The organism is Thalassoglobus polymorphus, assembly GCF_007744255.1.
In the GTDB taxonomy this organism is placed as follows: Bacteria; Planctomycetota; Planctomycetia; order Planctomycetales; family Planctomycetaceae; genus Thalassoglobus; species Thalassoglobus polymorphus.
Window position 1 is genome coordinate 4,823,957 of record NZ_CP036267.1, and the last position, 25,996, is coordinate 4,849,952.

At 50.1% G+C, this 25,996-nt stretch carries 18 protein-coding genes; 6 read left to right on the top strand and 12 right to left on the bottom strand.

Going from position 1 to position 25,996, the window contains the following annotated elements:
- Positions 1-271: 271 nt before the first annotated feature.
- Both Mal48_RS17380 and Mal48_RS17385 read left to right on the top strand, forming a co-directional pair.
- Entirely contained in the window at positions 272-3,364 is a 3,093-nt protein-coding gene (locus Mal48_RS17380) for a DUF1553 domain-containing protein (protein WP_145202460.1), read from the top strand.
- Between the two features lie 866 nt (positions 3,365-4,230).
- Positions 4,231-4,500, top strand: coding sequence for a hypothetical protein (locus Mal48_RS17385; RefSeq protein ID WP_145202463.1), 270 nt, complete (start codon positions 4,231-4,233; stop codon positions 4,498-4,500).
- Between the two features lie 209 nt (positions 4,501-4,709).
- Here the strand turns inward: Mal48_RS17385 and Mal48_RS17390 are convergent, their stop codons facing one another.
- Entirely contained in the window at positions 4,710-5,897 is a 1,188-nt protein-coding gene (locus Mal48_RS17390; protein WP_231739678.1) for a ribonuclease D, read from the bottom strand.
- Positions 5,898-6,204: 307 nt separating this feature from the next.
- Here Mal48_RS17390 and Mal48_RS17395 point away from each other — a divergent pair, with 307 nt between their 5' ends.
- Entirely contained in the window at positions 6,205-7,158 is a 954-nt protein-coding gene (locus Mal48_RS17395; protein WP_145202469.1) for an endonuclease/exonuclease/phosphatase family protein, read from the top strand.
- Between the two features lie 211 nt (positions 7,159-7,369).
- On the opposite strand, the gene bioF is transcribed toward Mal48_RS17395, so the two are convergent.
- From bioF to Mal48_RS17415, 4 genes are all read right to left on the bottom strand, one after another.
- A complete protein-coding gene (gene bioF / locus Mal48_RS17400; protein ID WP_197441791.1) occupies positions 7,370-8,542 on the bottom strand; it encodes an 8-amino-7-oxononanoate synthase in 1,173 nt (390 codons plus the stop codon).
- Between the two features lie 120 nt (positions 8,543-8,662).
- Positions 8,663-9,214: a hypothetical protein gene (locus tag Mal48_RS17405; protein ID WP_145202477.1), complete on the bottom strand. Its 552-nt coding sequence runs from the start codon at positions 9,212-9,214 to the stop codon at positions 8,663-8,665.
- Positions 9,215-9,262: 48 nt separating this feature from the next.
- Positions 9,263-9,445, bottom strand: a complete 183-nt coding sequence (locus tag Mal48_RS17410) for a CPXCG motif-containing cysteine-rich protein (RefSeq protein WP_145202479.1) — start codon at positions 9,443-9,445, stop codon at positions 9,263-9,265.
- Between the two features lie 169 nt (positions 9,446-9,614).
- Positions 9,615-11,111: an alpha/beta hydrolase-fold protein gene (locus Mal48_RS17415; protein WP_145202482.1), complete on the bottom strand. Its 1,497-nt coding sequence runs from the start codon at positions 11,109-11,111 to the stop codon at positions 9,615-9,617.
- A gap of 417 nt (positions 11,112-11,528) precedes the next feature.
- Here Mal48_RS17415 and Mal48_RS17420 point away from each other — a divergent pair, with 417 nt between their 5' ends.
- The 3 genes from Mal48_RS17420 (at position 11,529) to Mal48_RS17430 (ending at position 15,814) form a co-directional block, all read left to right on the top strand.
- Positions 11,529-11,876, top strand: coding sequence for a hypothetical protein (locus Mal48_RS17420; protein WP_145202485.1), 348 nt, complete (start codon positions 11,529-11,531; stop codon positions 11,874-11,876).
- Between the two features lie 733 nt (positions 11,877-12,609).
- Positions 12,610-13,161 carry an RNA polymerase sigma factor gene (locus Mal48_RS17425; RefSeq protein ID WP_145202488.1) on the top strand — a complete coding sequence of 184 codons (552 nt, stop codon included), beginning with the start codon at positions 12,610-12,612 and terminating at the stop codon, positions 13,159-13,161.
- An 859-nt stretch (positions 13,162-14,020) separates the two neighbouring features.
- The gene (locus tag Mal48_RS17430) at positions 14,021-15,814 is read left to right on the top strand and encodes a trypsin-like peptidase domain-containing protein (RefSeq protein ID WP_197441792.1); all 1,794 of its coding nucleotides are present in this window, start codon (positions 14,021-14,023) and stop codon (positions 15,812-15,814) included.
- 48 nt (positions 15,815-15,862) lie between these two features.
- Here Mal48_RS17430 and Mal48_RS17435 read toward each other — a convergent pair whose 3' ends face one another.
- The 7 genes from Mal48_RS17435 to Mal48_RS17465 form a co-directional block, all read right to left on the bottom strand.
- On the bottom strand, positions 15,863-16,939 hold the full coding sequence (locus Mal48_RS17435) for a cellulase family glycosylhydrolase (RefSeq protein WP_145202494.1): 1,077 nt from the start codon (positions 16,937-16,939) through the stop codon (positions 15,863-15,865).
- 272 nt (positions 16,940-17,211) lie between these two features.
- Positions 17,212-18,531 (bottom strand): Fe-S cluster assembly protein SufD, encoded by a 1,320-nt coding sequence (sufD, locus tag Mal48_RS17440; protein ID WP_145202497.1) that lies wholly within the window; start codon positions 18,529-18,531, stop codon positions 17,212-17,214.
- A gap of 149 nt (positions 18,532-18,680) precedes the next feature.
- The gene (gene dapA, locus Mal48_RS17445) at positions 18,681-19,568 is read right to left on the bottom strand and encodes a 4-hydroxy-tetrahydrodipicolinate synthase (RefSeq protein ID WP_145202500.1); all 888 of its coding nucleotides are present in this window, start codon (positions 19,566-19,568) and stop codon (positions 18,681-18,683) included.
- Positions 19,569-19,797: 229 nt separating this feature from the next.
- The gene (locus Mal48_RS17450) at positions 19,798-20,889 is read right to left on the bottom strand and encodes a prolipoprotein diacylglyceryl transferase (protein ID WP_145202503.1); all 1,092 of its coding nucleotides are present in this window, start codon (positions 20,887-20,889) and stop codon (positions 19,798-19,800) included.
- A gap of 328 nt (positions 20,890-21,217) precedes the next feature.
- On the bottom strand, positions 21,218-21,820 hold the full coding sequence (gene clpP / locus Mal48_RS17455) for an ATP-dependent Clp endopeptidase proteolytic subunit ClpP (RefSeq protein ID WP_145202506.1): 603 nt from the start codon (positions 21,818-21,820) through the stop codon (positions 21,218-21,220).
- A gap of 107 nt (positions 21,821-21,927) precedes the next feature.
- Positions 21,928-22,578 (bottom strand): ClpP family protease, encoded by a 651-nt coding sequence (locus Mal48_RS17460; protein ID WP_145202509.1) that lies wholly within the window; start codon positions 22,576-22,578, stop codon positions 21,928-21,930.
- 496 nt (positions 22,579-23,074) lie between these two features.
- Positions 23,075-25,789 carry an MGH1-like glycoside hydrolase domain-containing protein gene (locus Mal48_RS17465; protein WP_145202512.1) on the bottom strand — a complete coding sequence of 905 codons (2,715 nt, stop codon included), beginning with the start codon at positions 25,787-25,789 and terminating at the stop codon, positions 23,075-23,077.
- Positions 25,790-25,996 lie beyond the last annotated feature (207 nt).

The window sequence follows — 25,996 nt, forward strand, 5'->3', positions numbered from 1 at the left end:
TTCTCTCACAGACATTCAAGAAAGCCGCCGGAACCTGTTCCGGCGGCTTTCTTCTTGCGCCCAGTTTCCTCACGATTTAGACGATCACCTTCTCAGATGAGTTTCATGAGAGCTATACTTCTTTCTGGTAGATTTGAACTATAGAGCATCTTTCGAATTGGTGTTCGCGTCCTGCCTCGTGGCGAGCAGGCTATGAAGTTATGGAAGTGAGTTTCACGGGCACGACAAACATCGAAAATGCTCCAAGAAAATGACTCAGAGTGTACAAACCATGAACTCTCCCGCTCTCGCGAAAAAGTTGATCACCGTGGTCGCTCTCTTTGGAATTTTCATTGTCAGCACGCTGGCAAGCGGAGCAGAGAAAATTACGTTTAATCAAGACATCAGGCCGATTCTCTCGGACCGATGCTTTCTCTGCCATGGGCCAGATGCGGCAACCCGTGAAGCTGATTTGCGGTTGGACATCGAAGAAGAAGCATTCAAAGCCTTGGAATTTGGTGCAGGCTCACATGTCATTAAGCCGGGAGATCCTCAGCAGAGTGAAGTCTTTTTAAGAATTTCGACCGATGATCCCGACACGAAAATGCCGCCGCCAAAGTCGAAAATCGAGCTCACACAAACTCAGATCGACATGATCGGTCAATGGATTCAACAGGGAGCGAAATACGAAGGTCACTGGGCTTTTCTTCCTCCCGTGAAAGCGGAGTTCCCTCAAGTGGAACACGAGGACTGGGTCCGCAATGGAATTGACAGGTTTATTCTGCGACGAATTGAAGAACAGAAACTGCAACCCAATCCGGAAGCTGCAAAGGAAAAACTTCTGCGGCGGGTCAGCTTCGATCTTACTGGCCTGCCACCAACTCTCGAAGAACTCGATGCGTTCGCTGCTGACACCTCTAAGAACGCCTACGAAAAGGCTGTTGATCGATTGCTCGCCTCAGAGGCTTACGGAGAACGGATGGCCTCCGACTGGCTGGATGTCGCGCGCTATAGCGATACGTATGGGTATCAAGTCGACCGGGACCGCCATGTCTGGCCCTGGAGAGACTGGGTGGTGCGTGCCTTCAACAAGAACATCCCGTACGATCAATTCATCACCGAGCAACTCGCTGGCGACCTCTTACCGAACGCGACCGACGATCAAATTCTGGCGACTACGTTCAACCGCCTGCATCCACAAAAAGTCGAAGGTGGCAGCACACCGGAAGAGTTTCGGATTGAGTATGTCGCAGATCGCACCCAAACATTCGGAACGGCATTTTTAGGACTCACGCTCGAATGTTGCCGGTGTCACGATCATAAATTCGACCCAATCACTCAAAGCGAGTATTACCAGTTCTCCGCATTCTTCGACAACATCGACGAAGCAGGGCTCTACTCGTTCTTCACTCCTGCTGTTCCCACCCCCACATTGCTTCTGGCAAACGATTCACAAAAGAAATCCATCGCTGATCTGAAAGCCTCGATCGCAGCTGAAGAAGCCAAGCTGAAAGAGATTGCTGACTCACAGCAGGCTGCATTCCAAACATGGCTCAAAGAGAAACCAAAGGTCTCTACTCCTGTTCAAGGGGAGGTCGCATTTCTCGATTTTGAAACGGTTGCCGGACGCAACAAGCAGGTCGACGGAGTCTTCGGTAAAGCAGCCCAGCTAACCGGTGACGATGCAGTCGGAACCGAAGTCGGCAACTTCAATCGTGCTCAGCCGTTCTCCGTCTCTTTGTGGATGCTTACTCCTGATATCAAAGACCGCGCGGTCATCTTTCATCGATCCAGAGCCTGGACCGATGCCGGGAGTCGTGGATATCAACTGTTGATCGAAGAGGGCAAGCTGAGTGCTTCGCTGATCCATTTCTGGCCTGGGAACGCGATTCGAATTAAAACGAAAGAGCAAATTCCAACCAAACAATGGCAACACGTTGTCATGACTTATGACGGATCGAGCAGAGCTGCCGGGTTAAAGATTTTCCTTGATGGGATGCCTGCTGATTGCGAAGTTGTTCGCGACAATCTCAGCAAGCAAATCACAGGTGGCGGGGGTGACAACATTGCCATCGGAGAACGGTTCCGTGATCGCGGATTCACGAATGGACTGGTTGATGAGTTTCGAGTCTTTGAGCGTCAAATCACCAGTCAAGAAGTCAGTCTGTTAAGCCAACGTCCCAACGACACCGACGCAAAGGAAGGGCATGCGGAAGTCGATCTGTACGAGACTTACCTGCACACAGTCAACGAAGCATATCGAGCACAACTCGAAACAGTTCAAAAGAAGAGAAGCGAACTTAATACACTCATCGATGGTATCGCAGAGATCATGGTGATGCGTGAGATGAAACAAAAGAAGCCGACTTACCGCCTTGCGCGAGGTGCTTATGATGCCCGCGCTGAGAAAGTTTCAGCACAGACTCCAACCATTTTCTTCCCTCTCCCCAATGACGAGCCCCCTAATCGGCTCACGCTTTCGAAATGGCTCACCTCCCCCGAGCATCCATTGACCTCGCGCGTGGCAGTGAACCGGATTTGGCAAATGCTTTTCGGTCAGGGATTAGTGAGAACTCCTGAAGATTTCGGAAGTCAGGGAGAATTGCCGACGCATCCAGAACTTCTCGATTGGTTAGCAGTCGATTTTATCGAAAACGGTTGGGACACGAAGCAGCTGATCAAACTGATCGTCATGTCTGCAACGTACCGCCAATCTTCAGATGTCACACCATTCGCATTGCAAACAGATCCAGAAAACCGTCAACTCTCCCGGGCTCCAAACTATCGTTTGCCTGCCGAGATGTTGCGCGACAACGCACTCGCCGTCAGCGGACTCCTTGTCCAGAAACGAGGTGGGGCGCCGGCAAAACCGTACGAAGTCGAGGTCTCCTTCAAGCCGACAACACGATCCAAAGGAGACGGCCTGTATCGTCGCAGCTTGTACACCTATTGGAAACGAACCGGCCCCGCTCCAGTAATGATGACACTCGATGCCTCGAAGCGTGAAGTCTGCCGCGTCAAACGCGAACAAACCTCGTCACCACTTCAGGCCTTCGTGATGCTCAACGGCCCGCAATTTGTGGAAGCCAGCCGTGGCTTGGCTCAGCGACTGATCCACAAAAATGGTGACGATGTTGAGAAGAGCCTGGTCGACATGTTCCGCACCCTCACCAGTCGACAACCGACCGATGAAGAACTTGGCGTCCTGGAAAAATTGTATGACACTCAGCGCAAATTATTCTCAGAACATCCGCAACAAGCGAAGGATTATCTGACTGTTGGGGACCTCAAACCGGACGAAAATCTCGACCCATCACATCTAGCAGCCATGACCACAGTCGCCAACGCATTACTGAACTTCGACGAGTGCGTCATTAAACGCTGAACCAGAAGACTCTGTGAAATACGAAAGTCCTGGAACCGAAAAAAGGCCTCTTGATTGCCCTTGCCCCTTCGGGATACAATGTTCGCATGCACCAAATTCTGGCTAGCTTCTGCTCCTTGCTGATCCTCCTTACGGGGTTCCCCCTGTTTGGTGTGGAGACAGAGCTTTCGTGCATCGATGGAGCCTCGGCTGCACACGCAACCAGCGACACTGAGACAGGTAGCTGTTGTTCTAACGATGCAGGTGGCTGTACGAGTTCCTGTTGTGCTAGCGCCTTCAAATCTATTTTGACAGGTTTCACATCAAATCGTGCTTCTCAGGAATGCTGTGCTGTGGTCTTACATGACGCTGCACCACATCATTCAACAACGAAAAACACTGCACTCAGCGACTTAACTCTCAATGTGTCGACACCGAGGGACACATCCTTACAGAATCTGCAACATCCCGAGAGCTCCGATTCACCTCAGACACCCGAATCTTCATCGGAATGTCCCTGTTCGACTGGAGATTGTTGTTGCTCAACGAGTACTTCGATCTCATTTCTGGAAACTCAGTCATCACTCACAGCGACCATCGTAATCAGTCAAATTGACTTAGATAGCGATGCTCTACAGAGCCGTGGTGAGCACCCTTCTCCTCCACCTCCGAGAGTGTGAACGCAAGAGACTTCTTGTCCATTCGTGTATGCGAATGACTTTGCGTTTTTGAGCCAAACTCATGGCTCACCAATCACATTTTCTGGAGATATTCCATGTTACGCCAATTACTGGTTCTAAGTTCCGTTGCCTTCCTGGCAGCGATGATTTCACTCGGCATGAACTCAACAACTGTTGCAGGAACTGCAACACCTTGTGTGAGTTGCGTTGATTGCTCCTGTACCGATTGCGGTAGCTGCTCCGTTTGCACTGCAGGTTTGCCCTGCTGTGCTGAAGGAAGCGAATGCTGTGACGCAGCAAGTGAGTGCTGTGTCGCTGCAACTCCCGACTGCTGTGTTCCAGGCGCACTCTGCTGTGTTGCCGATGCTCCATGCTGTGAGGAAAATTCCGCAGCATGCTGCGAAGGTGGAGCTTGCTGCAAGTAAGGAACCTGCCAGCAATGAACGATTGATTCAGGTCTTAAGAGGACAAAGCTAGGTATTCGTACCAGTCCTTAAGAGTGAACTGAAAGCGAATCGTTCTCGACTCTCTTTTCCTCCTCCAGGTCCACCGTGGATCTGGGGGAGGATTTTTTTGAAACGTCAATCGCTTTCCTTAAGTTGGCGTTTGTGTTTTGCATTCTAGCGAAGAGTCCATGAAGACATGAAACTAAGGTCATGCGAAATTGGCCTCGCGGAGTTCATGACTCATGTCGCTGAGCGATCAACATCGAAGCTGAGCGGGTTTTCGGACCGTGGATCAACAACACGTAACGACACGTTTCCATCCAGAACATCGGTCAAAATTTTCCCGCAAACTTCTCCTCGCCAGCCTTCGAGAAGCTTCGGCGTTTTCCCCCGTTGATTGTCGAAGACATGCCAGCGGACAAGTTCCTTCAAATCCGAAGTTGTCCCCACAAGCGGCATCGAAATCCCCAATTCCTGACAGCGATTGGCGAGGGCTAAGCCTAAAATTCTCGCGAGAACTTCATCCTGCGAGGGGTACTGTTTCCCCCTTTTCTTTGGAGGCAAGTCTTCCTCAGAGATCTGAATTGACTGTTTCACCACAGATAAGATCTCTTGAGCATGCTGCTGGTAATCGCGACGATTCATGTCGCGAACCATGTTGAGATCTTTCAGCGTTTTCGGCTGCCGCTTGGCAACATCGATTAGAAGATCATCGCGGAGGACCCTGCGAGGCGGCTTATTCTTTTCGAAAGCAACCTGGTCCCGCCACTGAAATAACGCTTTCGCTGTCGCCATATCGCGCCGACTCAATCGAGAAAAGCCCGAAAGTCGAAGCCACCCTTCTCGCTGTTCCTCAGCGAAGACATCTTCCACGAATCGTTCGAATTCGGCTTCAGCCCAGGAGAGTCGATTTAATTCATTCAGCGATTGTTGTTGAGTCTCCCAGATTTCAATCAGATGATGAACATCTTCCAGAGCGTATTGAATTTGCTTCTCGGCAAGTGGTCGACGCTCCCAGTCGGTTCGCGTTTCTTTGCCATGCTTCACCGACGTATTCAAGACGCGGTTCACCAAATTCGTGTGAGAGATCGGAAAGCCGCGTGAACGGAGCCCTTCGGCAATTTGCACATCCAGCAACTTTCGTGGACGTTTGCGAATTGCGAACTGACAGAAGCGTACTTCTTCACGCCCGCCATGGATCACGACTGTCGTTTTGTCGTCCGCCATGATTTCCCACCACTTTGAGAGATCCTTGACTTCGAACGGGTCGACGCCCGCAATCACATCGTCAAAGGCGAACTGCAATAAACAAAGTCTCGGTCGATAATACGACTCTGAGGAGAACTCTGTGTCAAAAGCAACAATGCCCGCTTGCTCGATTTTTTCGCAAAGTTGATCGAACTCGGACTGGCGAGTAATGAGTGTCACGGGAATAGTTTCGGTCGGAAGTGATGTCGAACAGGAGGGCGACTCGCCTCAGAGTAGGAAAGTGTGCAATTCTTGGCAACATTTCCAAGCAATCTTTCACAAAGACTTATCCGAAGAAGCGGTATTCATCAACCGGCATCCCGCATGCCCGTCACTGCGGAAACGCCCATTCAGTACGTTTGAGAGGCTGCAAGGAACATTTTCAAAAGCAAGCAGACAACGTACAGTAGTGATGGAGAGGACGGTCAATGCCGTGCTCAAGAAAAGAAGACTTCAGTCCAAGCAATAAAAATCTAAAGTACGAACAATGATGCAAATGTTTACGCGATATCAATGCCGAGCACTTCTGATTCTGCTCACATTCACAGGGAGTTCAGTAGCTGACGAGCCTCAAACACTTCGAGTCATGACATTTAATCTCTGGGTTGGAGGAGAGGCGGGAGGTCAGCCGCTTTCCAAAAGTGCGGAGGTCATCCAAAAGGCCGGAGCCGATGTCGTGGGACTTCAAGAGACAGCGGGAAAGGTGCAAGCAGGAAAGCGTCTGGATCGAGCAAAAGAACTGGCTGAGATCCTCGGATGGAATTACCTCAACCAAAACGGACGAACCGCAATCATTAGCCGATTTCCAATTCTCAGATCGACTCCGAACAAATGGGGAGCGGAAATTCAGCTTCCATCGAAACAAACAATTTTCCTATTCAACGCCCATCTTGCCCATGCACCGTATCAACCGTATCAACTTCTGAATATCCCCTACCACAATGGGGCATTTCTCAAGACCGAACAAGAAGCCATCGCAGCAGCCAAGGCTGCAAGAGGAGAGCAAGTACAGCAGCTACTCTCCGAAATCAACACGTTTCAAAAGCTGAACCTTCCAATGTTTGTCACCGGCGACTTCAATGAACCGTCGCACCTCGATTGGACCGCTGAAACAGTTGAAGCAGAGCAGTCTCCCATATCCGTCCGCTGGCCCAGCACGGAAGCGGTCTTGGCTGCTGGCTTTGTAGACGGGTATCGTGTTGCTCATCCCGACCCTGTCAAAAAGAGGGGTTTGACATGGACTCCGCTCACCAAAGTGACTGACCCGAAAGACCGCCACGACCGAATCGATTTCGTAATGTGCTCAACGAAAAGAGCGCGTGTCACCGAGGCAAAAATTATTGGGGAATCCAAACAGTACGCGGACATCGTCGTTGAGAATTATCCGTCGGATCATCGCGCAGTGGTCGTTGAAGTGAAACTGCTCCACGAACCGAAATAAGCTTCCGCTCAACCGGAGCGGTCTTAGCAAAAATCTGCACTCTCATAAAATCTCTCTCGTCTCCAGAAAAGAAAGGAGCGACAGAGCCACGTCAATCGCTAAAGCGTATTCAATGTTTTTCGTGCCCGTTAAGCTCGCTTTCAAGACTTCATAGACTGCTCACCACGAGGGAGAACGCGAACGCCAACTCAAAAAACTTAGAGCAGGCTAATCAATTGCCGCGCAATTGATGAAAGCTCTCCAGCAAGCAGCGAAGTCCAGCCTCTGCATGGGCTGAGCTAATCGAAATTCGTAAACGAGCTGTCCCTTTGGAGACTGTCGGTGGGCGAATTGCAGCAACGAGAACTCCGAGCGCCTGAAGCTCAGAAGCCAGATGAATGGTTCGTTCAGCCTCGCCGATAATCACAGGAATAATCGGACCGATTACGCTTTCTGGTACAGTCCAACCTTGCGACTGAAGCTCAAGTTTGATGTTCTCTGATCGGGAAAGTAAATCTCTTCGCAGTCTTGGTTGGCTCTGAATCCTCTCCAGCGAGGCAAGTGCAGCCGCGCAAAGAACTGGAGAAAGTGCTGTCGAAAACATACTGGTGCGCGACGTGCTCCACAGCCAGTCACATAAGTTTTTGGAACCCGCAACAAATCCCCCCTGGGCACCGACTGCTTTGCTAAGTGTGCCGACAGAAAGGATGTTCTCCGATTTCACCTGCTGAGCTTCCAGTAACCCCGAGCCCCGCTCCCCAAAAACTCCCGTCGCATGAGCTTCATCAACCAGAAGCATCGCGTCATACTCCTCAGCAAGTTTTGCGAGATCGCTCAAAGGAGCCACATCTCCGTCCATGCTGAAGAGTGAATCTGTGACGATCAGTCGGCGCCGAAAATTACCAGACTTCTCCAACTCCTTGCGAAGCGTCGAGAGTTCGCAATGCGGATAAACACGAAAGCGGGCCCGCGAATGCCTTGCTCCATCGATTAGGCTGGCATGGTTGAGCCGGTCACAAAAGACGACATCCTCCGGACCGACTAATGATGTCACCGCCCCGAAATTGGCTGCGAAACCGGTCGGAAACAGAATCGCAGCTTCCGTCCCTTTGAATTCCGCAAGTCGTTTTTCCAGCTTCGAATGCAATGGTGTGCGACCAGTCACGAGCGCACTGGCTCGGGCTCCAATCCCAGTTCCATTTTTCAACTCATCTATCACGGCAGTCGTGACGATGGGATCATCAGCCAAGCCGAGATAGTCGTTCCCGGAAAAATTCCACAACTTCTGGCCATCAACTTCACATCGCCCCCCCGAGAGGGGTTGAACCTTCCTCCGCGACCGAATGAGTGACTGCTCTTCCAGCGAGTGAAGTTCGTCAGCAATCCAGTCAAAAGGAGAAGTCATACTCTCGGTCATTAAAGATGATGGTGAAACACGAAAGTCTTCTAGAACCAGTCCGAAAACCTCTGGAATAGCCGCTTTTCTCAACGTTTGAGAGAGCAAATTCAATTTTCAGGATCAGTTCTAAGAGACTTGGGAATCGCTCAGGCCGCGTTCTTTTCTCACCTTGAGAACTTCCTGATAAACGGCGTCGACCACACCGGAGTTTTCAGTGATTGCGAAGTACTGAATAACATTGACCAAAAGATTCGCCAGCAGCAAGCTGAGAGCGAGCGTAAAATGAATTGTCGCTCCGTACTCCATTTGCGTATTTGAAGCAGGATCAGCGATGGCTCCGAATGCTCCGGTGATCAGAATCAAACAGAGGCAGAGCATCATTCCCGGGAGGACTTTGTATTTCAGCTTCATGTTATGATTGCGGGCATCCCCGTCAAACTGATAGGCCTCACTCGTTTCCTGAATCCAGCGGCCAGTCCCCATGAAGTACGTCAACACGAGCGCATGGACAAATAGAACAAATGATGACGTCGCCAAAGCAAACAGGAAGTGGAATGACACTCCTTGCCGAGCGACCTCAGAAAGTGAACTGGCATCCTCGATCCGCCATCCCAGCCAGATCGTGATCAGAAGTGCCACGTTTCCAAGGCTGGCTACAAACAGAAAAATCTGGTTCACTTGTTTCTCCAGAAGCCATGTGACTTCATTCGTAATTGACGTCTGAAATTATTCTCGCTCAGCCCGACAGTGGACTTCGCCATCGGGTTGAATTTCAACTCGAATCACCATCGGGCAACAACAGACGGGACAGTCTTCAACAAACTCCTGATCCCGACCTTGCGTCAGATCAACAGGAATCACGACTTCTTCGCCGCATGATGCGCAGCTGTAACTCGCTTCTTCATTCATGGCGTAGGCTGAAATGATCGAGGGTCATATGATCCGGGGACGAGCGTCGTTGCATTCTGTCTTTGTCGACTGGCTGGCCTGACACTTCGCAGTCATGAATCGTTTCAGGTGATGATAATCAGCAAAGCGAAAGATCGGCACACCCAGCGATGACATTCTCAATAATCGATTATTCAGAGTCTTTCGCATTCCGATGTTCAAGATACTGAACGGCAATCTCTTCTTCGATCTTTTGAGAAAGGCCGTCAGCGAAGAGGTCGAAATGAGTCTTTCCAGGCAGAATCACCACATTGGCATCACTCCCCAGATCAGCAAGCGTTTCCTTAACGAGCATGGTTGCTCCCTCAAGATAAAAGGTATCCTGATCGCCCATGTAAATGTGAATTTTCCCTGCAAGAGCAGGCGCTAACGCTTTCCAATTTCTTTTGAGAATGAGATTGATGTCATATTTCTCCCAACTCCGAGCCACTGCGTCATCGATCTCACCCGTCTCTCGATCCCATAATCGATAAGGAAGACCATTCGCGTCACGGCCGCTAAAAACAGCTTCGAAGCTTTCCAACTGTCCACCATAGCCAAGGACATCTTCCATGTGAGCAAAGTCATCGTACCACAGCACAATCCGCCCATTCATTCGGGCCAAAGGACGCCGTTTCCCATCGCGGTCGATGAACATATTTTCACTGGGCTCATAGAGATTGATTCGCTGAAAGTCTCGAAAGTCGATCGGATCGGGCGCGGTACTCCATGTTCCACCAAAGAACTTCGGTGAGTTCACCAAAATCCATAGTGAACTCCACCCTCCTGAAGAGTGCCCCGTCAGAAAACGACCGTATGGACGGGCATCGGTGCGAAATTGCCGATCAATCTCCGGGATCAACTCTTGAACCAGTGCATCTCCGTAAGGACCGTTATTCGCTGAGTTCGCAAAAACATGATGTCCACGCGGGCAACTGGGATCGAGCATCACCTTGATAAAGTCGACTCCCTGCTTGTTCAAACGGGGTTGATAATGTCGCTTGAGTTGTCGATCCAGATGCGTCCCACCAAAGCCGGGAATTTCGTAAATAACTGGGTACCTTTTCTTTGTGTCAGTTTCATAACCCTCTGGGACAGTCACCGTGGCGTTCATCTCAACGGGGCGCCCATGAAAATCGCTCAGCAACTTGGACTCAATCGTCACAACTTTCGACCGGGCTGGAAGTTGCGGGCTCCCTTTCTTCACAAGATTCACAATCGGCAAGGTCACTTTCGGTTCGTTCGCGAGCCGAACGACATTGCTGTATCCGTTTCCGGCCCCTGTCCCAACATTTCGATCATAGGGATTCAACCTGACAACTGCCTGAGCAGACATCCCGCTCAAATCCTTACCAGTAAGCGACTTAGGAAACTTCCGAACCTTTGGATCTGTCAGCGAAATTTCTAACGGCGACCCGGGCGACCAGTTTTCGACATCCACTGAAACGAATGGTTCGGGGCCGAACCAGTTCGGCCCCAGGCGAGGCTCACGATCCCCTTTGCTAAAGAAGAGAACGACCCGTCCCGAGTAGTTCTGGGAAAAAACTTTCTCATCGAGCCGAACCTCAAACGTTCTCGAATCCGCAGCACCGGAGGAACTGACTCTACAGGCCAGCAGGACCAGTAACATCAATGATAGTCGAAACATAGGTCATTCCGTATGTCAGCTTGAAAGGGAAATCCCGATGAGAATTCGGGGATCGATTGTCGATGAATTCTCATCTTGGGTAAGAAAATCTATAAAATGTTATCAAAAAAGACGAACCTTTTTGATACACCCGAAGTCAACAGACGTAGAGAAAGGTGCGTGGATTGCAAATGGACTCAGGTTCCTGCAGAATTGTACGCATCGTATCTCACCATCTCACTCAGTCCTATTACTGAGTGAGATTTTCTGCTCCAGGTTACGACATCCATTTGAGCTTACGAAAAGAAGCGTAAGGAATGAGACAGACTAACCAGCGAGCATTTCAACAGCTCAAATCGTGAGCTGAATTGTGTTTCCCAGAGATCTGCGAACAACTTGCAGATCGACGACGGCGACGAAGTCGCAACAGGTGCAACAATGACACAGCGCATCATGACAAACGGCATGGAAATCAACGGAACAACTGGCACAGTCGAAATGACAGTCGCCCAGATGGTCACCGTCGTCGCCGTTCGTGATCTCTGTGTCAACGTACGCCCCAAGCGTCAAAGTCGCAGAGAGTACCAATGCGTCGATTCGTATTGTGACTCCGGGAAACGGCTATCTAAATCCTCAGGAGCAATAAAGCAGGACAGTTCTTGGCAACAGTCCTGTCTACATTCCTCCGACGGAGCACTATTACGACATGCCGGTGATCTCCCGGCGGCAGCGTGGGCATCGCTCGTGATTAGTCGAGCGAATTCCTACGGCGCAGTTTCCTTATGACACTGAACTGAACCCCGTCGACTTTGTCGACGCTTTCAATTCGGTCTCACTGGTAAGTGCCAACCGCGGGGATTCACACATCTCGATCGATGTGCAGTTTCTTTCCGTAATTCGATTGGCGTTTTCTTACCAGATTTGATTTGGAAACCGGCTCAGACTGCAAGCACCATTCCGCTTTCAGAACCGGCCCATTCCAGGTTTCCAGGATTCAGTCCGTGAGACACGCTCTCGACAACCTCGAAGCGATAACGTCACGCGGATTCTTATTTTCATATTCTTATCCACCATCAGATAAAGGTTCATCCATGAATTCATTCGTCAAAGCCTATTCCGTAAGCAAGCGTCTCGTCTCCATGCCAAGCGTACTACGGCAAGGATGTCATGTCGGCCTGATTAGTTCAGCTCATGCACTGACGGGGAGACACAGCCAGTGGACGAAGAGGTACGACCCTTTTTACTAACAGACACAAAGAGACCGACTCCGGTGACTCTCCAAACTGACCCTGAACCCAGCTTTGAAATTCCAAACTCCTAAACAGAGTTTTCATTGCGACAGTTTCAGGTGATTCTAGAGCATCTTTCGAATTGCTTTGCAGGATCTGCCTCGTGGCGAACAGCATTTTCACTAGAGAAATGCGTTCTTCACGGGCACACGGTAGAGCAAACTGCTCTGAAAAGGGGATCAGGTGATATGGAGTCGTCTCATAGTTGCCCCACGAGGGGGAGACGATATATGACCGATACATTAAACATTGAATTGGTGCTTCAAGCACAAGCTGGCGACCGAGATGCTTTTGGCGAATTGGTGAAAGAGTACGAAGGCGTTGTCTTCGCCGTCATCTTTCGTCGATTGCGGAATCGATCGGAAACACTCGAAGTGACGCAAGAAGTCTTCTTGCGAGCAATGCGAAAAATTGATCAGCTGCGCGAGCCAGAACGCTTCGTCGGCTGGTTGAAGCGAATCGCAGTTCGCATGGCGATCAACAGAGCCGTCCGCCGACCACGGGAGACGATGCAGGACCCTGAATTGTTCGGCGGCGTGTCCGCTGTCCATCAGGCTCCTCTCGACGACGTCCTGCAATCGGAGGAGGCCGGTCAAGTTCGAGACGGCTTGTACCAGTTGCGACCACTCGATCGCGAAACGTTACTCGCCTTCTACTTTGAAGGTCAGTCGCTCAAAGAGATGAGTGTCCGCTTCGCGAGTCCTATTGGGACAATCAAGAGACGACTCCACACCGCCCGAGGCCGTTTGCGAGAAGCCCTGTGCGACCTGCAACCCGCCTGAACAACCACCCCTAAACAGATGAGGCTCACGCCTCTCAGTAACAACCTGTCACCCACCTTGCCCGTTGAAGTGTTCCAAAGAACATTCCAACGGGCTTTTTTATTTTAAGAATCATGTAACATCTCTGTAAATCTGTCAAAATTTCCTTTGGTAATCGAACAACATCTCGGCACGAGATATACCTGCCCCCTTCTTGATTACGGAGGTAATACAATTTTTCAGTTGAAACATCTCGTGTAATCAGCCAAAATTGAAACTACAAAGAACACAATGCTGCGTTGTGATTTTTCATCTTAGCATTCAGTCAGGGCCACAAATCATGCCTCCTAAACGTCCCCCTAACACCCCTAATAAGAACAGTAAGGGCAAACCACCTGTAAGAGAAAAGAGAAAACCGCAAAGGAAATCCTCCGGTCTGAACCAGGTCTCTCCTCTAGTATTAATCGGATCCTGCATCCTTGGAAGTTTTCTGGCAGTGGTTGCCGGAATCCTTATCACGGGTGGCTTCCAATCCAAAACCGACGAGAGAGTCGCTGCTCCCCAAGCAATCAATGAAAACGAACCTCCCCCTCATGCTGATGTCAATCAGCAGGACATGGGGAGCGCGTCGGAGTCTAGTTCTCACGCCTCAGCCAACAAATCGGAGTTGCCACAGATTCCGCCCCCGAAGATGGCTACGCAAAGTCACTCGGAGGCAGATGAGAAGTCAGTCTCTGACACTGACGAAAAGAACACTGCGGACAGTTCCTCCACTCCGGCACCACCGATATCGCAGACCCGTCCTCCAATCGATACGAATACAAATGAAGAAAGTGCAGAAGAGCAGACTTCGACAGCTTCTGACGGGCTGATTGAGCGAGTGAAAGATGAGGTGGAAGTTCTCCCTCCACCAATTCCACAAGTCTTGACCGAAATTAGCAGCAGCTCCTTCTCCTCAGCACGGAAAGCTATTAAACAACAGACTTCCGCAAGAAATGCTTTTATTTTATATGAAGCATTTTCCAAGAGCTACGAATTTGACGAATTCCAACTAGAACGTGTTAATGAAGAGCTCGCTGAATGGCGAAATCGGTCGGAAAAGAATTTGTATAGGCTAGGGACCCAATGGGTTACCAAAGATGTCCGCGACAAAGCTGTCGCAGAAGGGAATCAAATCATCGAGGCTGGATTAAATGCAGTTAGCGAGGGAAACATAGAAGGTGCAGTCGCCTTATTCGAGCAAGCAAGTCGCGCCAATCCAAATGGAATTCGTGCAGACTACATGATTGGATTGATTTACTCGCTTCCATTTTCAAACACTATCGGACCAAAAAACGCACAAGAACATTTTGAACGAGTCGTACGTCGGAACCCTACGCATGGCGCTGCCCTAAACAGTCTAGGCATCGCTCAAGTCAAACAAAATGACTACCTGAATGCATTCCACTCTTTCCGAATGGCTTCGGAAGTCTTGCCCAAATGTCCAGAAGTCATTCACAATTTGAGTCGTGTAATTTCTCTAACAAAGCGAAAACGACTTTCTCCTACAGAGCAAATTCTCAAAAAATATGAATCCTTGTTCGCAGAACTCGTCGCTTCTGAAAAATTCCAGCATATTGGCGAAAATACAGGGTGGCTACATATGCCTCCAGTATTTGACCAAGAGGAACGTGACGAGAGGCTGATTCCGAATCAAGATAAGGAGGAAGCAGCAACCGCATTCATAAACGTGGGGTCAGGATCGGGCTTCTTGGTAAAACCAAATTACTACCTGACGAACCGCCATGTTGCTGTCCACGGCGACTTGGGTGTGGCAGACAAAATCGGAGTCGTCATCTCTTCTCCTGGTGGCAATACAGAAGAGAAATTCGGCCAAGTAGTAGCAGTCTCAAAAGATGTTGACCTCGCATTATTGCATGTCGCAGAATCTAAGGGGACACCACTGCCTCTCTTAGACGTAACCACCCCACTAGCAAGCGACGTGCTGATATTGGGATATCCTCTACCTACTCAATTTGGGAGCCAGTTAAAAGCAACTCAAGGAATCGTCTCGGGGCTGCCTGATCAGTCGAGAACGAACAATGCCTCATACTACTTCTTTGATGCAATCGCAGATCATGGAAACAGCGGGGGGCCAATTCTTGATCGCCAAGGACGTGTAGCCTCAATTCTAACATTTGGATTTTCAGATTATTATGACAGAACCAAAATTGAAGCCAAATTTACTGGCGGAGTGCCGTCAATTGAAGCGATCAAGTTCCTCAAGAAACACTTAGATGATTTCTCACCTGAAGAGATCGTCGCCCATGAAAAGCAGGAATGGGCTGACCTTGTTGCCAAATACTCGCAAGGAATTGTAAAAGTCCAGGTCTACTACAAATCAGGAGTCCCAAAGGTTGCAAAAGTTAATGAGAGGTCACCTGAAGGATACAACGTCCTTGAAGATAGAACTTGCATTCGCTGCTCTGGAAAAGCAATCCTCCAATGCAATGTGAAGGGGTGCGTGAACGGAAAAATCACTCGAACGAGCTTCCGTTCTGGTTCTGTCGGCCTTGGAAATAACCGTAAAATTGTCAGGGTGCCTGTTTACAATTCGATTGATTGCAGGAATTGCAGAAATGGACTCATCAAGTGTCCAGATTGCAAGGATGGTTGGGACTTAGATCTACAATAGAGGCAGCAAGCACCGCAAGACTTTCCCTCAGCGACGCCCCTCCGGAGCTCATTTCGGTGGGGCGTTTTCTTTGAACCAGGTGAGCCACTCTGCCATGATTGCTTCGACGATGCCCTCTTTGGACTTGTATTCTTCCACGGTGACGCCCCAGTAGAAGCTGATCCAGCCGTCGGCGATGTCGCGTGAACGTTCGATGAACTCAACCGTCTGATCCTGGCCCGCGCTGAGTGGGAAAATCTCTTCAATGACGAGAGGCTTGCCGATTTCATACACTCTCAAAGCTGCAAGCGACTCATCGATATGATCTTTCTTGGGGTAGAAATGAACGCTGACAAAATCGAGCGGTCCGCTGACTTCAGGTGAATAAAACAACGGCTTGGCGTTTTTGAATGAATGCGCCCAGGGAATCACCCCCAGAGTAATCAGGTGACTTTTGTCGACCTCCCGAATCGCCTCGGTCATTCGTTTGACCCAGGCCGCTGCAACTTCTTTCCGCTCTCGCCCTGCCAAATCCAAACTGATTCGCTGCACGAAAAACTTCCCGCCAAGCTCACCAGCTAACCATTCTTTCTCACCATCTTTCCCCGGGAGAACCGGTTCGTTCATTAAGTCGTAGCAAAAGATCGCTGAACTCTCTCTGCAAATCGTGGCGACTTCTCTCCAGAAATTTGCCTGGACTCCCCAACGCTGCTGCTCGGGAAGTGAGTCATACCAGTCCGGGATGTCTGCTTTGTGGTAACAGGCGAGCCCGGTGATATCGAGATAAAGCCCGTTGTCTTCCGCAAGCTTGATCAGTTCTGCCAGTTTCTTGAGGTTCTTCGAGTTCGGCTTCGTGGCGGTCTCCATGAATCGCCCGAGCTGTAGATGAATGCGAACCACGTTGGCGTTGAGGTCTCGGATTTCCTGGAAATCTTCAACAACGGTCTCCCATTCATCATGCCAGTAATCTTCAATTAAACGTCCCTGACCAACTGCGTCATGATCGTAGTTCACCCCCCAGACAACAAACGGTTTCGTACTCCCCTCGAGCACAAAGTGTGACCCATCTTGACTGACAACGATGCGAGCTTGCGTTGTTTTGTTGTCCTGATCAGCTGGCTCTTTCGCAAAGGAAGTTGAAACCATCAGCCCTGCGACAACGACAAAGAAACAATTGCAAAACGTTCTGACCTTCGCCCCTGAACAATGGTTTCGGTCAAGCGAAGAGCGTCGAACTGTGAGGCCAATCACGGTGACGGTTTTGAACAACAGACTCAACATACGGAGCGAACACATCATTGAGACAGACCCAAGAAGAATTTCAAACTGGTTCGATACAACAAGTATGAATGTAAAAATAGCCCCCAGTCAATGACGACAGGAGGCTATTCGATTCTTTCAGGATCAATGATGACCCACTATTCGCCAATGCCAAGTTTGATTTCCACGGCATGGCTGAGGGTTTCACGAACGAGTTCGACCGGGATGCGGTCGTAGACTTCAGCGAAGAAGCCTTCGACGATCATGTGCATCGCTTCGTAACGGGAAAGCCCGCGGCACATCGCGTAGAAGACCTGCTCCTCATCGACCTGCCCGGCTGTCGCTCCGTGAGTACAGCGAACATCATCAGCTTCGATTTCGAGGCCGGGGATCGCATCGGCTCGTGCACTAGAGCTGAGCATGAGTGCATCGTTACGTTGATAACCATCGGTCTTTTGAGCGATTTTATCGACCTTGATCATCCCACGCCAAACACACCGAGACTTGTCGCGACAGACTTGCTTGTACAGTAAGTCGGAATACGTATCGGGCTGATGATGTGTCTGTTGTGTGTAGTATGACAAGAGTTGCTTGTCAGTGGCGAAGGTCACACCATTGACCTGCGCCTGTGCCCCACGTCCATCGAGGTGAACATCTTGATGAATGTGCATCAATTTTGAGCCGAGGCCGGCAACTGTCCATTGAGCCATCGCATCGCGGCCAACTCGCCCTGACTGGTGAGCGATGTGATGAACCTTGTCATTCCAGTTTTGAAGTTGAACGTAACGAAGTCTGGCTTCGTTACCAACAATCAGTTCCACAGCCCCCATGTGAAGTCCGGCCGTCTCTTCAGAGGCAGAGGAAGTCTCTTCCAGAAGAGTTGCCGAGGCGCCATCTTCGAGGATGACAAGTGTGTGGCTGAGATCAGTTGCACCGTCCTCCAGTAAACCAATCAGGCTGTAAAGTGGTTCTTCTACTTCGACGTTTCGTGGAACATACAAAACCGCTCCACCAGTCCAGAATGCCGAATGCCAGGCTGCGAAGCGATCCGCGTCAGGCGAGACGGCTTTCTTGAGGAAGTACGGCTCAAGCAGTTCTCGGTGTTCGATGAGTAACTCGGAAATATCTCCGAAGAGAACACCTTTGGCTTTGAGTTCATCACTCAGCGAGGATGAGACACATTTCCCATCGACTTGAACAATCGATCCTCCGAATTCACCACGATGCTGCATGAGTGTTTCGAAGGTCGTTTCCTCTGGAGAGGCGTCGGAAACGTGGTATTTCTCTGGCCGAAACAGACGCAGGTCAAGGCGTCTGTACTCTTCAGGCTCGAGTGGTTCTTCAAGCTTTTGCTGATAAAGAGCGAAAGCCTCCCGGCGAAACTGAAGGAGCCAATCGGGTTCGTTACGAGTTGAGAGGAAGCTCTCAAATCCCGCTTCATCAAAGGTAATCGGAGTGGAAGATGCAGTAGCAGACATGGGTTCGTTCTCAATCAGGTGAAAGCTGTTGGACCGAAGAGGAATTGTCGAAAGCAATGTTTCTTCGTTAGAGCGTAAGACCGCTCGATGTATGGACCGAAACTTTGCTTTACTGAGCCTGAGGCCCAGCAAAGCAAAACAAATTTCCGTTATAACAATCCGTACGTTTTTAAGGTTTGCGTCAGGTTCGCGGTATCCGCTTCGCTGAGGCGTGTCAGTGGGAGACGAACATCCCCGGTATCTTTTCCAAGCAGCTGCATGGCCGCCTTGAGTGGAATCGGGTTCGTCGCCAATCCCAGCATATCCCGGCAAAGCGGGAAGAGTTTGTGGTGCAATTGTTGTGCTTGCTCGATATTGCCTTCCTTCCAGGCTGCAATCATTGCCAGGACATCTTTAGGTACGATGTTCCCAGCCACAGAGACGACTCCGCTGCCTCCGAGTGCCAGCAAAGGGAGTGTTAAGCTGTCGTCCCCGGAGAGGACCGTCAGGTTGCTGCCGTTGAGGATTTGCGAAGCCTGATCCATTGAGCCGGTAGACTCTTTGACAGCGACGATATTCTCCAATTCGCCCAGCCGACAGATCGTCTCCGGTTCAATATTTTTGGCGGAGCGACCAGGGATATTATAGACAACCTGTGGAAGACCGACTGCTTCAGCGACTGCTTTGTAGTGCTCGTAGAAGCCTTCTTGCATCGGTTTGTTGTAATACGGAGCAACGAGCAAAACTCCATCAGCCCCAACTTCCGCAGCTTTCTTAGAAAGACGGATCGCTTCTGCGGTGCTGTTCGAGCCTGTTCCCGCCATCACTTTGATGCGACCGGCAGCCTGTTCACAAACAAGAGCGATGACACGCTCGTGCTCATCATGGCTGAGCGTCGGGCTTTCGCCAGTTGTCCCACATGGGCTGACAGCGTTTGTTCCAGCAGCGACTTGATCGTCAACCAATTTACGCAACCCGGCTTCATCAACTTTTCCATCTCGAAAAGGAGTCACGAGGGCGACGGTCAAACCTGCAAACATCTCACCCTTACGGGCCATTGTACTTTCTCCAATTTTGGGCAACCCAAACAGACCGATTCTGGTCGTTCTGAACTTTCGACCTTGCAAGACTGACATTGCTCATGTGGTCAAGCCCGGAGGGTAACACTGTTCTTGCGTTCAGCAATCCAAGGATTCTCCGAGGAATCGACTTGGATTGAACAGTTCTATCTTAGAGAGATCAAAGAACGTAAGAAAGCGTCAGTGAGTCGAGTTCGAAAATCCGCCATTATCTGAGAATAGGGATCGTCGATTCCTTCCAATTGTCGGAAGTCTGAATTCCACCGGGAAAAGGTCTAGCCACGTCACTCTCGACTTTATCAGCTTCTATCTGCGTGGCTCCCTGAGTAGAACTGGGAGAAAGCGTTGCTTTGCCCGGCGCTTCCTCCGGCTCTTCTTCGAACAAATCCAGCACTGGAACAGGACGTTCCGGCTTTGAGGGAGCCGGGATCGGAGCTGTTACATTCGTTTTGGGGGCTTCTTCTTTGGTTGCTTCAGGTTTTGTGGCCTCAGCAGGCTTCGCGGCCTCTGCCGTGGGCGATTCCGCCTTAGCGGGAGCAGGAACGGGGGCTGGAGCTTTCACCTCAGTGGGCTTCGCGTCACTCGACAAATTGAGAAGTTTCGGAGCAACAGGAGCAACAGGGGCCGTCGCAAGTTGTCGCGGTGGGTCAATTTTGACTGTATGACTGGCAGTCAGCTCTCTCCCATCAGCCGTTTCCATTTTGACGTGTAGCAGGACCTCGTCCCCCTGAGGAAGTTCGTTCCAAGGCAAATCGAATCGCAAACCCGAGGAGAGATACCCGCTATGCCAGAGCTCACCAGCTTTTTCGGGTGTGTAATCCCACTTCCCAATCGTTCGTTTGTCTTCTGGGAGCGAGAGATCGATTGCTTCAAGTTGGAGTTTCCCAACAACTTTCACCAAATCGCCATCTTTGTCATACGGCGAGACAATCGCATGAAAGCGTTCATCTCCCGGAGTCTCATCTTTATTTTGTCCGGCGGTCAGCAAGGTGTTGAACTTGAGGACTTCGACAGAGGCAATTGCCTCTGTCGCTGCGACAGCGGGGGCCTTTTCACCAGAATCGGCGATTTGATTTCGCAAAATACGAGCTTCACGCTGGGCGATGTTCAATTGTGAACGGACAGAGACCAATTCCGCTTTACGTTGATCATCCATCACTTCGAACTCTCGCAAGCGGGCTTCAAGAAGCTCGACGTTGCTCGGTCCACGACAGCCATACAACACACACAAGACCCCCACTGAAACCACAATCGGTTTCAAAGAGACTCGCGGCGACATCCTTGTCAACGAGGTGTTCATGATCCAAATTCAGATTACGGTGAGTGATCCATTGCGTCAATAACGCCACTGGTTGCTCAATTTCGCGATGCTCTCATCTCTTTGCACACCGGAATGCGTGCCAAATGCTTCAATCCGTGCGTGAATGAAATACCTTCTCAAACTCTGTCCATTTCCCACACAGAATTTGCAATTCGAAACCGACCCCGGAGTTGGCGTCACAAACGCTGCTCGGCTGCCAAAACTTCCACTTCCATGCCTCTGTTTTTGCGACCGCAATGAGTTCGTTTCAGCTGATGAATCGCCAACTTGACACGAACCAGAACAGGCCGATCTCCCTTTCGATGCGTTACTCCGGGTTACCGAGTGGGAGTTTGTCCAAAACTTTATCGACCAGTCCGTACTCCATTGCTGTCTCGGCATCCATGAAGTTGTCCCGGTCGGTGTCTTGTTCGATTTTCTCGAGTGTTTGACCGGTGTGCTTCAACAGAATTTCATTGAGCTTCCGTTTCATCTTGATCACTTCTTTGGCATGAATATCAAGATCGGTCGCGGTTCCCTCCATGCCAGCCAATGGCTGGTGAATCATAATCCGGGCGTTCGGGAGAGCAAATCGCTTCTCAGGAGCCCCAGCGGTCAGGAGCAAAGCTCCCATACTGGCGGCCTGTCCCATGCAGTAGGTTGCGACATCGCAATTGATGTACTGCATCGTGTCGTAAATCGCCATCCCGGCGGTGACAGAACCACCGGGGGAGTTGATGTACATGTGAATGTCTGAATTCGGGTCTTCAAACTGAAGATAAAGCATCTGAGCGACCAACAAATTTGCAACGTGGTCGTTTACCTGGGTTCCCAGGAAGATGATGCGGTCTTTGAGCAACCGGCTGTAAATGTCCATCGCCCGTTCATCACGACCGGACTTTTCAATGACAATGGGAACTAAACTCGACATGGGAATCTCTTTCTGTTTTCAGCGGCCTGATTCTTAAGCATGGCAGGCGTTTACTGATCTGTTGTCTCTGGAAGGTCGAATGACAAAACTAGACTGGCTGAACTCACTTAACTCGATTTTTCGTCAGCACTTTTACTTTCGTCCTTCTTGCCCTTGTCTTTCTTGCTCACGATTTCGTCAACGAGGCCATACTCTTTGGCTGCAGTCGGGGACATATAAAAATCCCGCTCTGTATCTTTGGCGACAACATCAATCGGCTGGCCGGTATGCTCGGAGAGAATCTCATTGAGAACGGTTCGAGTCTCAAGGATTTCTTTCGCCTGAATTTCAATATCCGAAACTTGACCACCAACTTGCCCATATGGCTGATGAATCATCATCTTGGCATGTGGCAGAATGAACCGTTTTCCAGCAGATCCCCCTGCAACGAGGATCGCTCCGCCACTGGCAGCGAGTCCGACGCAGTACGTGGCGACTTTGCAATCGAGAAACTGCATGGTGTCGTAAATCGCCAGCGTTGCGGTAACCGAACCACCGGGTGAGTTGACATACAGGTGGATATCCTGATGTCGGTTCTCTGACTGGAGATAGAGCAATTTCATGACGATCATATTGGCGTTGCCATCATGAATGGGACCATCGAGAAAGATGATCCGGTTCTCTAAAAGCAAATCGCCGACAGTCATCTGCCGTGTTCGTTGATAGTCGCTGTTTTGAGGCTGTACCGGTGAAGGCCGCTCGATATTCAAGTCAAACATACTCAATCTCAATTCCTGCTGAGTGCCTGCTGAGGCTCGATTTTGAATTCTCTATTTGTTTTCTCTTCGTTCACAAAGAACGAAACTCTAACAATATCTTTGAAGTCGCGACTTCCGTAGCCGCGATTCGTTGAATCGCTGTCTCCCAATACACTCTGAGAGAATTGTTGATCAATAATTGCCGATGGATTTGATATTCTCTGACTGCAGAGAGAATTTCGGAACCAAAATTCTCTCTCTCGGATTGTTCGTGTTTCTGCCGGGTGCGTCAATGGCGATCGTAGCCTCTCCTTCCGACAAAAAACGATTGGAGTAGACTTCGAGCGACCGAAACCTCCCTGAGTTCCCGAATCTCGCACAGTCTCATGATGCCTGTTAAAAAATCAGTCTCATTGAATAGTAGATTATACACTCGCTGGTCAAGCAGAGTTGACACATTCTCCAAGCTTGATCTTTCGAGAATCGCACTCAAAACTGACTGATTTACCAGAGCTCTCTAACCTCCGACTTCGGGCTGTCCAGAGCGATTTCGGGCAATATGCTCCAAAATGGGCGCGACCAGAGCTGTCCATCCAGTCTGATGATTCGCTCCTAGACCACGGCCGGTGTCTCCATGGAAGTACTCGTAAAACAGAACCAGATCTTTCCAGTGCTCATCTTTGGCAAACCGGTTACCTCGAGCGTAACTGGGACGAGTCCCTTTTTCATCTGGGAGAAAGAGGCGGACGAGTCGACGACGTATTTCATCAGCGACTTCCTGCATTGTCATCATATTTCCAGACCCGGTCGGACATTCGACCTTAAAGGACTCTCCGTAAAACTGGTGATACCGTTCGAGTGCTTCAATGAGAAGGTGGTTCATCGGGAACCAGATCGGCCCGCGCCAGTTTGAGTTTCCTCCGAACATATAGGAATCGGACTCCCCAGGGACGTAGCTGACGCAGGTCTCAGATCCGCCTGTATCGAAGCAGAACGGGTTCTTCTCATGATACTTCGAGAGCGAGCGAATTCCGTAATCGGAGAGAAATTCTTCTTCATCCAAAAGGTATTTCAGAATTCGCTCCAACCGTTCCTTCGTCGGCAGTGCCAATAACCATGCTCCATTCCCTTCATTGGCATCTTCCTTGCCATGCTCCAGGAAGGTCATGAATCCATCCAGATCCTTTCGGTGTTTCAGCATCCAGTTCATTCGTCGTTGAAACTCTGGCAGGCGATGAATCACCCGTTCGAATAAAACATCAACCGTAAAGAGAGGAATGATTCCCACGATCGAACGAATTTTCAGCGGAATGCTGCGGCCCTGCGTATGAAGATGATCGTAGTAGAACCCGTCGGTTTCATCCCACAATCCCGTGCCGTCCAGCGAATTCATCGCTTCTGCAATTGCAATGTAGTGCGAGAAGAACTTATAGGCGATTTGCGAGTACGCGGGATTTTCATCTGCAAGTTCAAACGCCATGGACATCATGCTTGAACAGTAGAACGCCATCCAGGCAGTTCCGTCGGCCTGCTCAAGATGATTTCCAAACGCCATAGGCTTCGAGCGATCAAAGACCCCAATGTTATCAAGCCCGAGAAATCCGCCAGTGAAAATGTGTCTCCCGCGAACATCCTTCCGATTCACCCACCAAGTGAAGTTCAGAAGAAGCTTCTGGAAGACTTTCGAGAGAAATGCGCGGTCGCGTTGTCCAGGTGGACCGGTCCTTTGATAGACCCGCCAACAGGCCCAGGCATGAACTGGTGGATTGACGTCACTAAAGTTCCATTCGTAGGCCGGCATTTGACCGTTGGGGTGCAGGTACCAGTCGCGAAGAAACATCGACAACTGATCCTTCGCGTAATCGATATCCAGATTTGCGAACGGAATCATGTGGAAGGCGGAGTCCCAGGCAGCGTACCACGGGTACTCCCATTTATCGGGCATGGAAATGACATCGCGGTTAAACAGATGCCCCCAATCCTCATTGCGAACCAATTGCGTGCCCGGGTAATTCGGGCGATTGGGATTCCCTTTCAGCCAATCTTTCACTGAATAACAATAGAATTGTTTAGTCCAAAGTAATCCTGCGTTCGCCTGACGATGAACCTGATTTTCATCTTCCGTCAACCCTGGGCTGACTTTCAGGTTGTGAAATGCGTCTGCTTCTTCTTTTCTTCTTTCGAATGTTCGTCCAAACTCTTCGCCAAACGGAGTCGGTGAAGATCGCGACTCCTGAGTCATCCGAAGTTGCACGACCACTTCGCTCATCGCAGGGACATCCAGCACGTATCTCGCTGCCGCTTTGGTTCCATACTTGTGCGGATTCACCGCACTCTGATCATTATGAATCGTGTAGAGATGAAAGGCATCCTTGCATCCTCCTCGAGTCACAGGCAGCTTTTGCAATCGAGACGGGTTTGTTTCATTTTCGGTGAACAACCAGTTCGGTTTGGAACCATCGGGAGCCAAGTCAGCGAACAAGTGGAACCGCCCGAGCGTTTCATGCTCTGCAAGAACTCGATTATTGCCGATGGCGCTCAACCGAGGTTTTGCCAGATCGGCTTCGTAGATATTTGGTTCGACCCAAGTATTGCGAAAACAGAATTGAGGAAGGAGATGCATTCGCGACATTGCATCTCCACGATTCGCAACCGTGATTCGAATACAAATGTCTTCTGGCGATGCCTTTGCATATTCAACGAAGACGTCAAAGTATTTATTATCGTCGAAGATCCCGGTATCGGTGAGTTCATACTCCAAATCATGGTGCGTACGGTTTCGGTTCGTCTCGACAAGGTCGGTATAAGGAAACTCTTCCTGAGGATACTTATAGAGCCCTTTGGCGTAGGAATGTGTTGGCGTCCCATCCAGGTAGTAATAGCACTCCTTGACGTCTTCGCCATGATTCCCTTCAGGACCACTCAACCCGAACAGCCGCTCTTTCAGAATCGGATCTTTCTCGTTCCACATCGCGATAGAGAAGTTCAGCCGTCCTTTCCGATCGCACCAACCGAGAATTCCATCTTCCCCCCAGCGATACGCTTTCCAGGTGGCATCATCATGAGTGAAGTAAGTCCACGGCTCACCATTATCGGAGTAGTCCTCGCGCACGGTCCCCCATTGCCGCTCCGCCAAGTATGTTCCCCAGCGTTTCCAGTTCCCTTCCTTATCTCCGCGCGTTTCTTGCGCCAAACGTTTAATCTCGGCGCCTGCCACAGAAAAATCCGCCATAAAATCCCTTTACCTGCGCAATGCGATGCTTTCGTACTGTCGATCTGTGATGCCACTCAATGCTTCACCCTGCACGAAAACTGTTCCACAGCAATCATCACTGCAAAAATCTGTTGTTCCCTTGCAGTGTCATATCTGGCACACTCGAATGGGACAAGATCGCTACCGATGAGGAAATTGTTCTGTTGCGAGTTCATCGCTAAACTC

What these genes read in the sequence shown, in the direction of transcription:
- Mal48_RS17380 (WP_145202460.1), top strand. Translation starts at nt 272, where the DNA reads ATGAACTCTCCCGCTCTCGCGAAAAAGTTGATCACCGTGGTCGCTCTC.
- Mal48_RS17395 (WP_145202469.1), top strand. Translation starts at nt 6,205, where the DNA reads ATGATGCAAATGTTTACGCGATATCAATGCCGAGCACTTCTGATTCTG.
- bioF (WP_197441791.1), bottom strand. Translation starts at nt 8,542, where the DNA reads ATGACTTCTCCTTTTGACTGGATTGCTGACGAACTTCACTCGCTGGAA.
- Mal48_RS17410 (WP_145202479.1), bottom strand. Translation starts at nt 9,445, where the DNA reads ATGAATGAAGAAGCGAGTTACAGCTGCGCATCATGCGGCGAAGAAGTC.
- Mal48_RS17415 (WP_145202482.1), bottom strand. Translation starts at nt 11,111, where the DNA reads ATGTTTCGACTATCATTGATGTTACTGGTCCTGCTGGCCTGTAGAGTC.
- Mal48_RS17420 (WP_145202485.1), top strand. Translation starts at nt 11,529, where the DNA reads ATGACACAGCGCATCATGACAAACGGCATGGAAATCAACGGAACAACT.
- Mal48_RS17425 (WP_145202488.1), top strand. Translation starts at nt 12,610, where the DNA reads ATGACCGATACATTAAACATTGAATTGGTGCTTCAAGCACAAGCTGGC.
- Mal48_RS17435 (WP_145202494.1), bottom strand. Translation starts at nt 16,939, where the DNA reads ATGGTTTCAACTTCCTTTGCGAAAGAGCCAGCTGATCAGGACAACAAA.
- sufD (WP_145202497.1), bottom strand. Translation starts at nt 18,531, where the DNA reads ATGTCTGCTACTGCATCTTCCACTCCGATTACCTTTGATGAAGCGGGA.
- dapA (WP_145202500.1), bottom strand. Translation starts at nt 19,568, where the DNA reads ATGGCCCGTAAGGGTGAGATGTTTGCAGGTTTGACCGTCGCCCTCGTG.
- Mal48_RS17450 (WP_145202503.1), bottom strand. Translation starts at nt 20,889, where the DNA reads ATGAACACCTCGTTGACAAGGATGTCGCCGCGAGTCTCTTTGAAACCG.
- clpP (WP_145202506.1), bottom strand. Translation starts at nt 21,820, where the DNA reads ATGTCGAGTTTAGTTCCCATTGTCATTGAAAAGTCCGGTCGTGATGAA.
- Mal48_RS17460 (WP_145202509.1), bottom strand. Translation starts at nt 22,578, where the DNA reads ATGTTTGACTTGAATATCGAGCGGCCTTCACCGGTACAGCCTCAAAAC.
- Mal48_RS17465 (WP_145202512.1), bottom strand. Translation starts at nt 25,789, where the DNA reads ATGGCGGATTTTTCTGTGGCAGGCGCCGAGATTAAACGTTTGGCGCAA.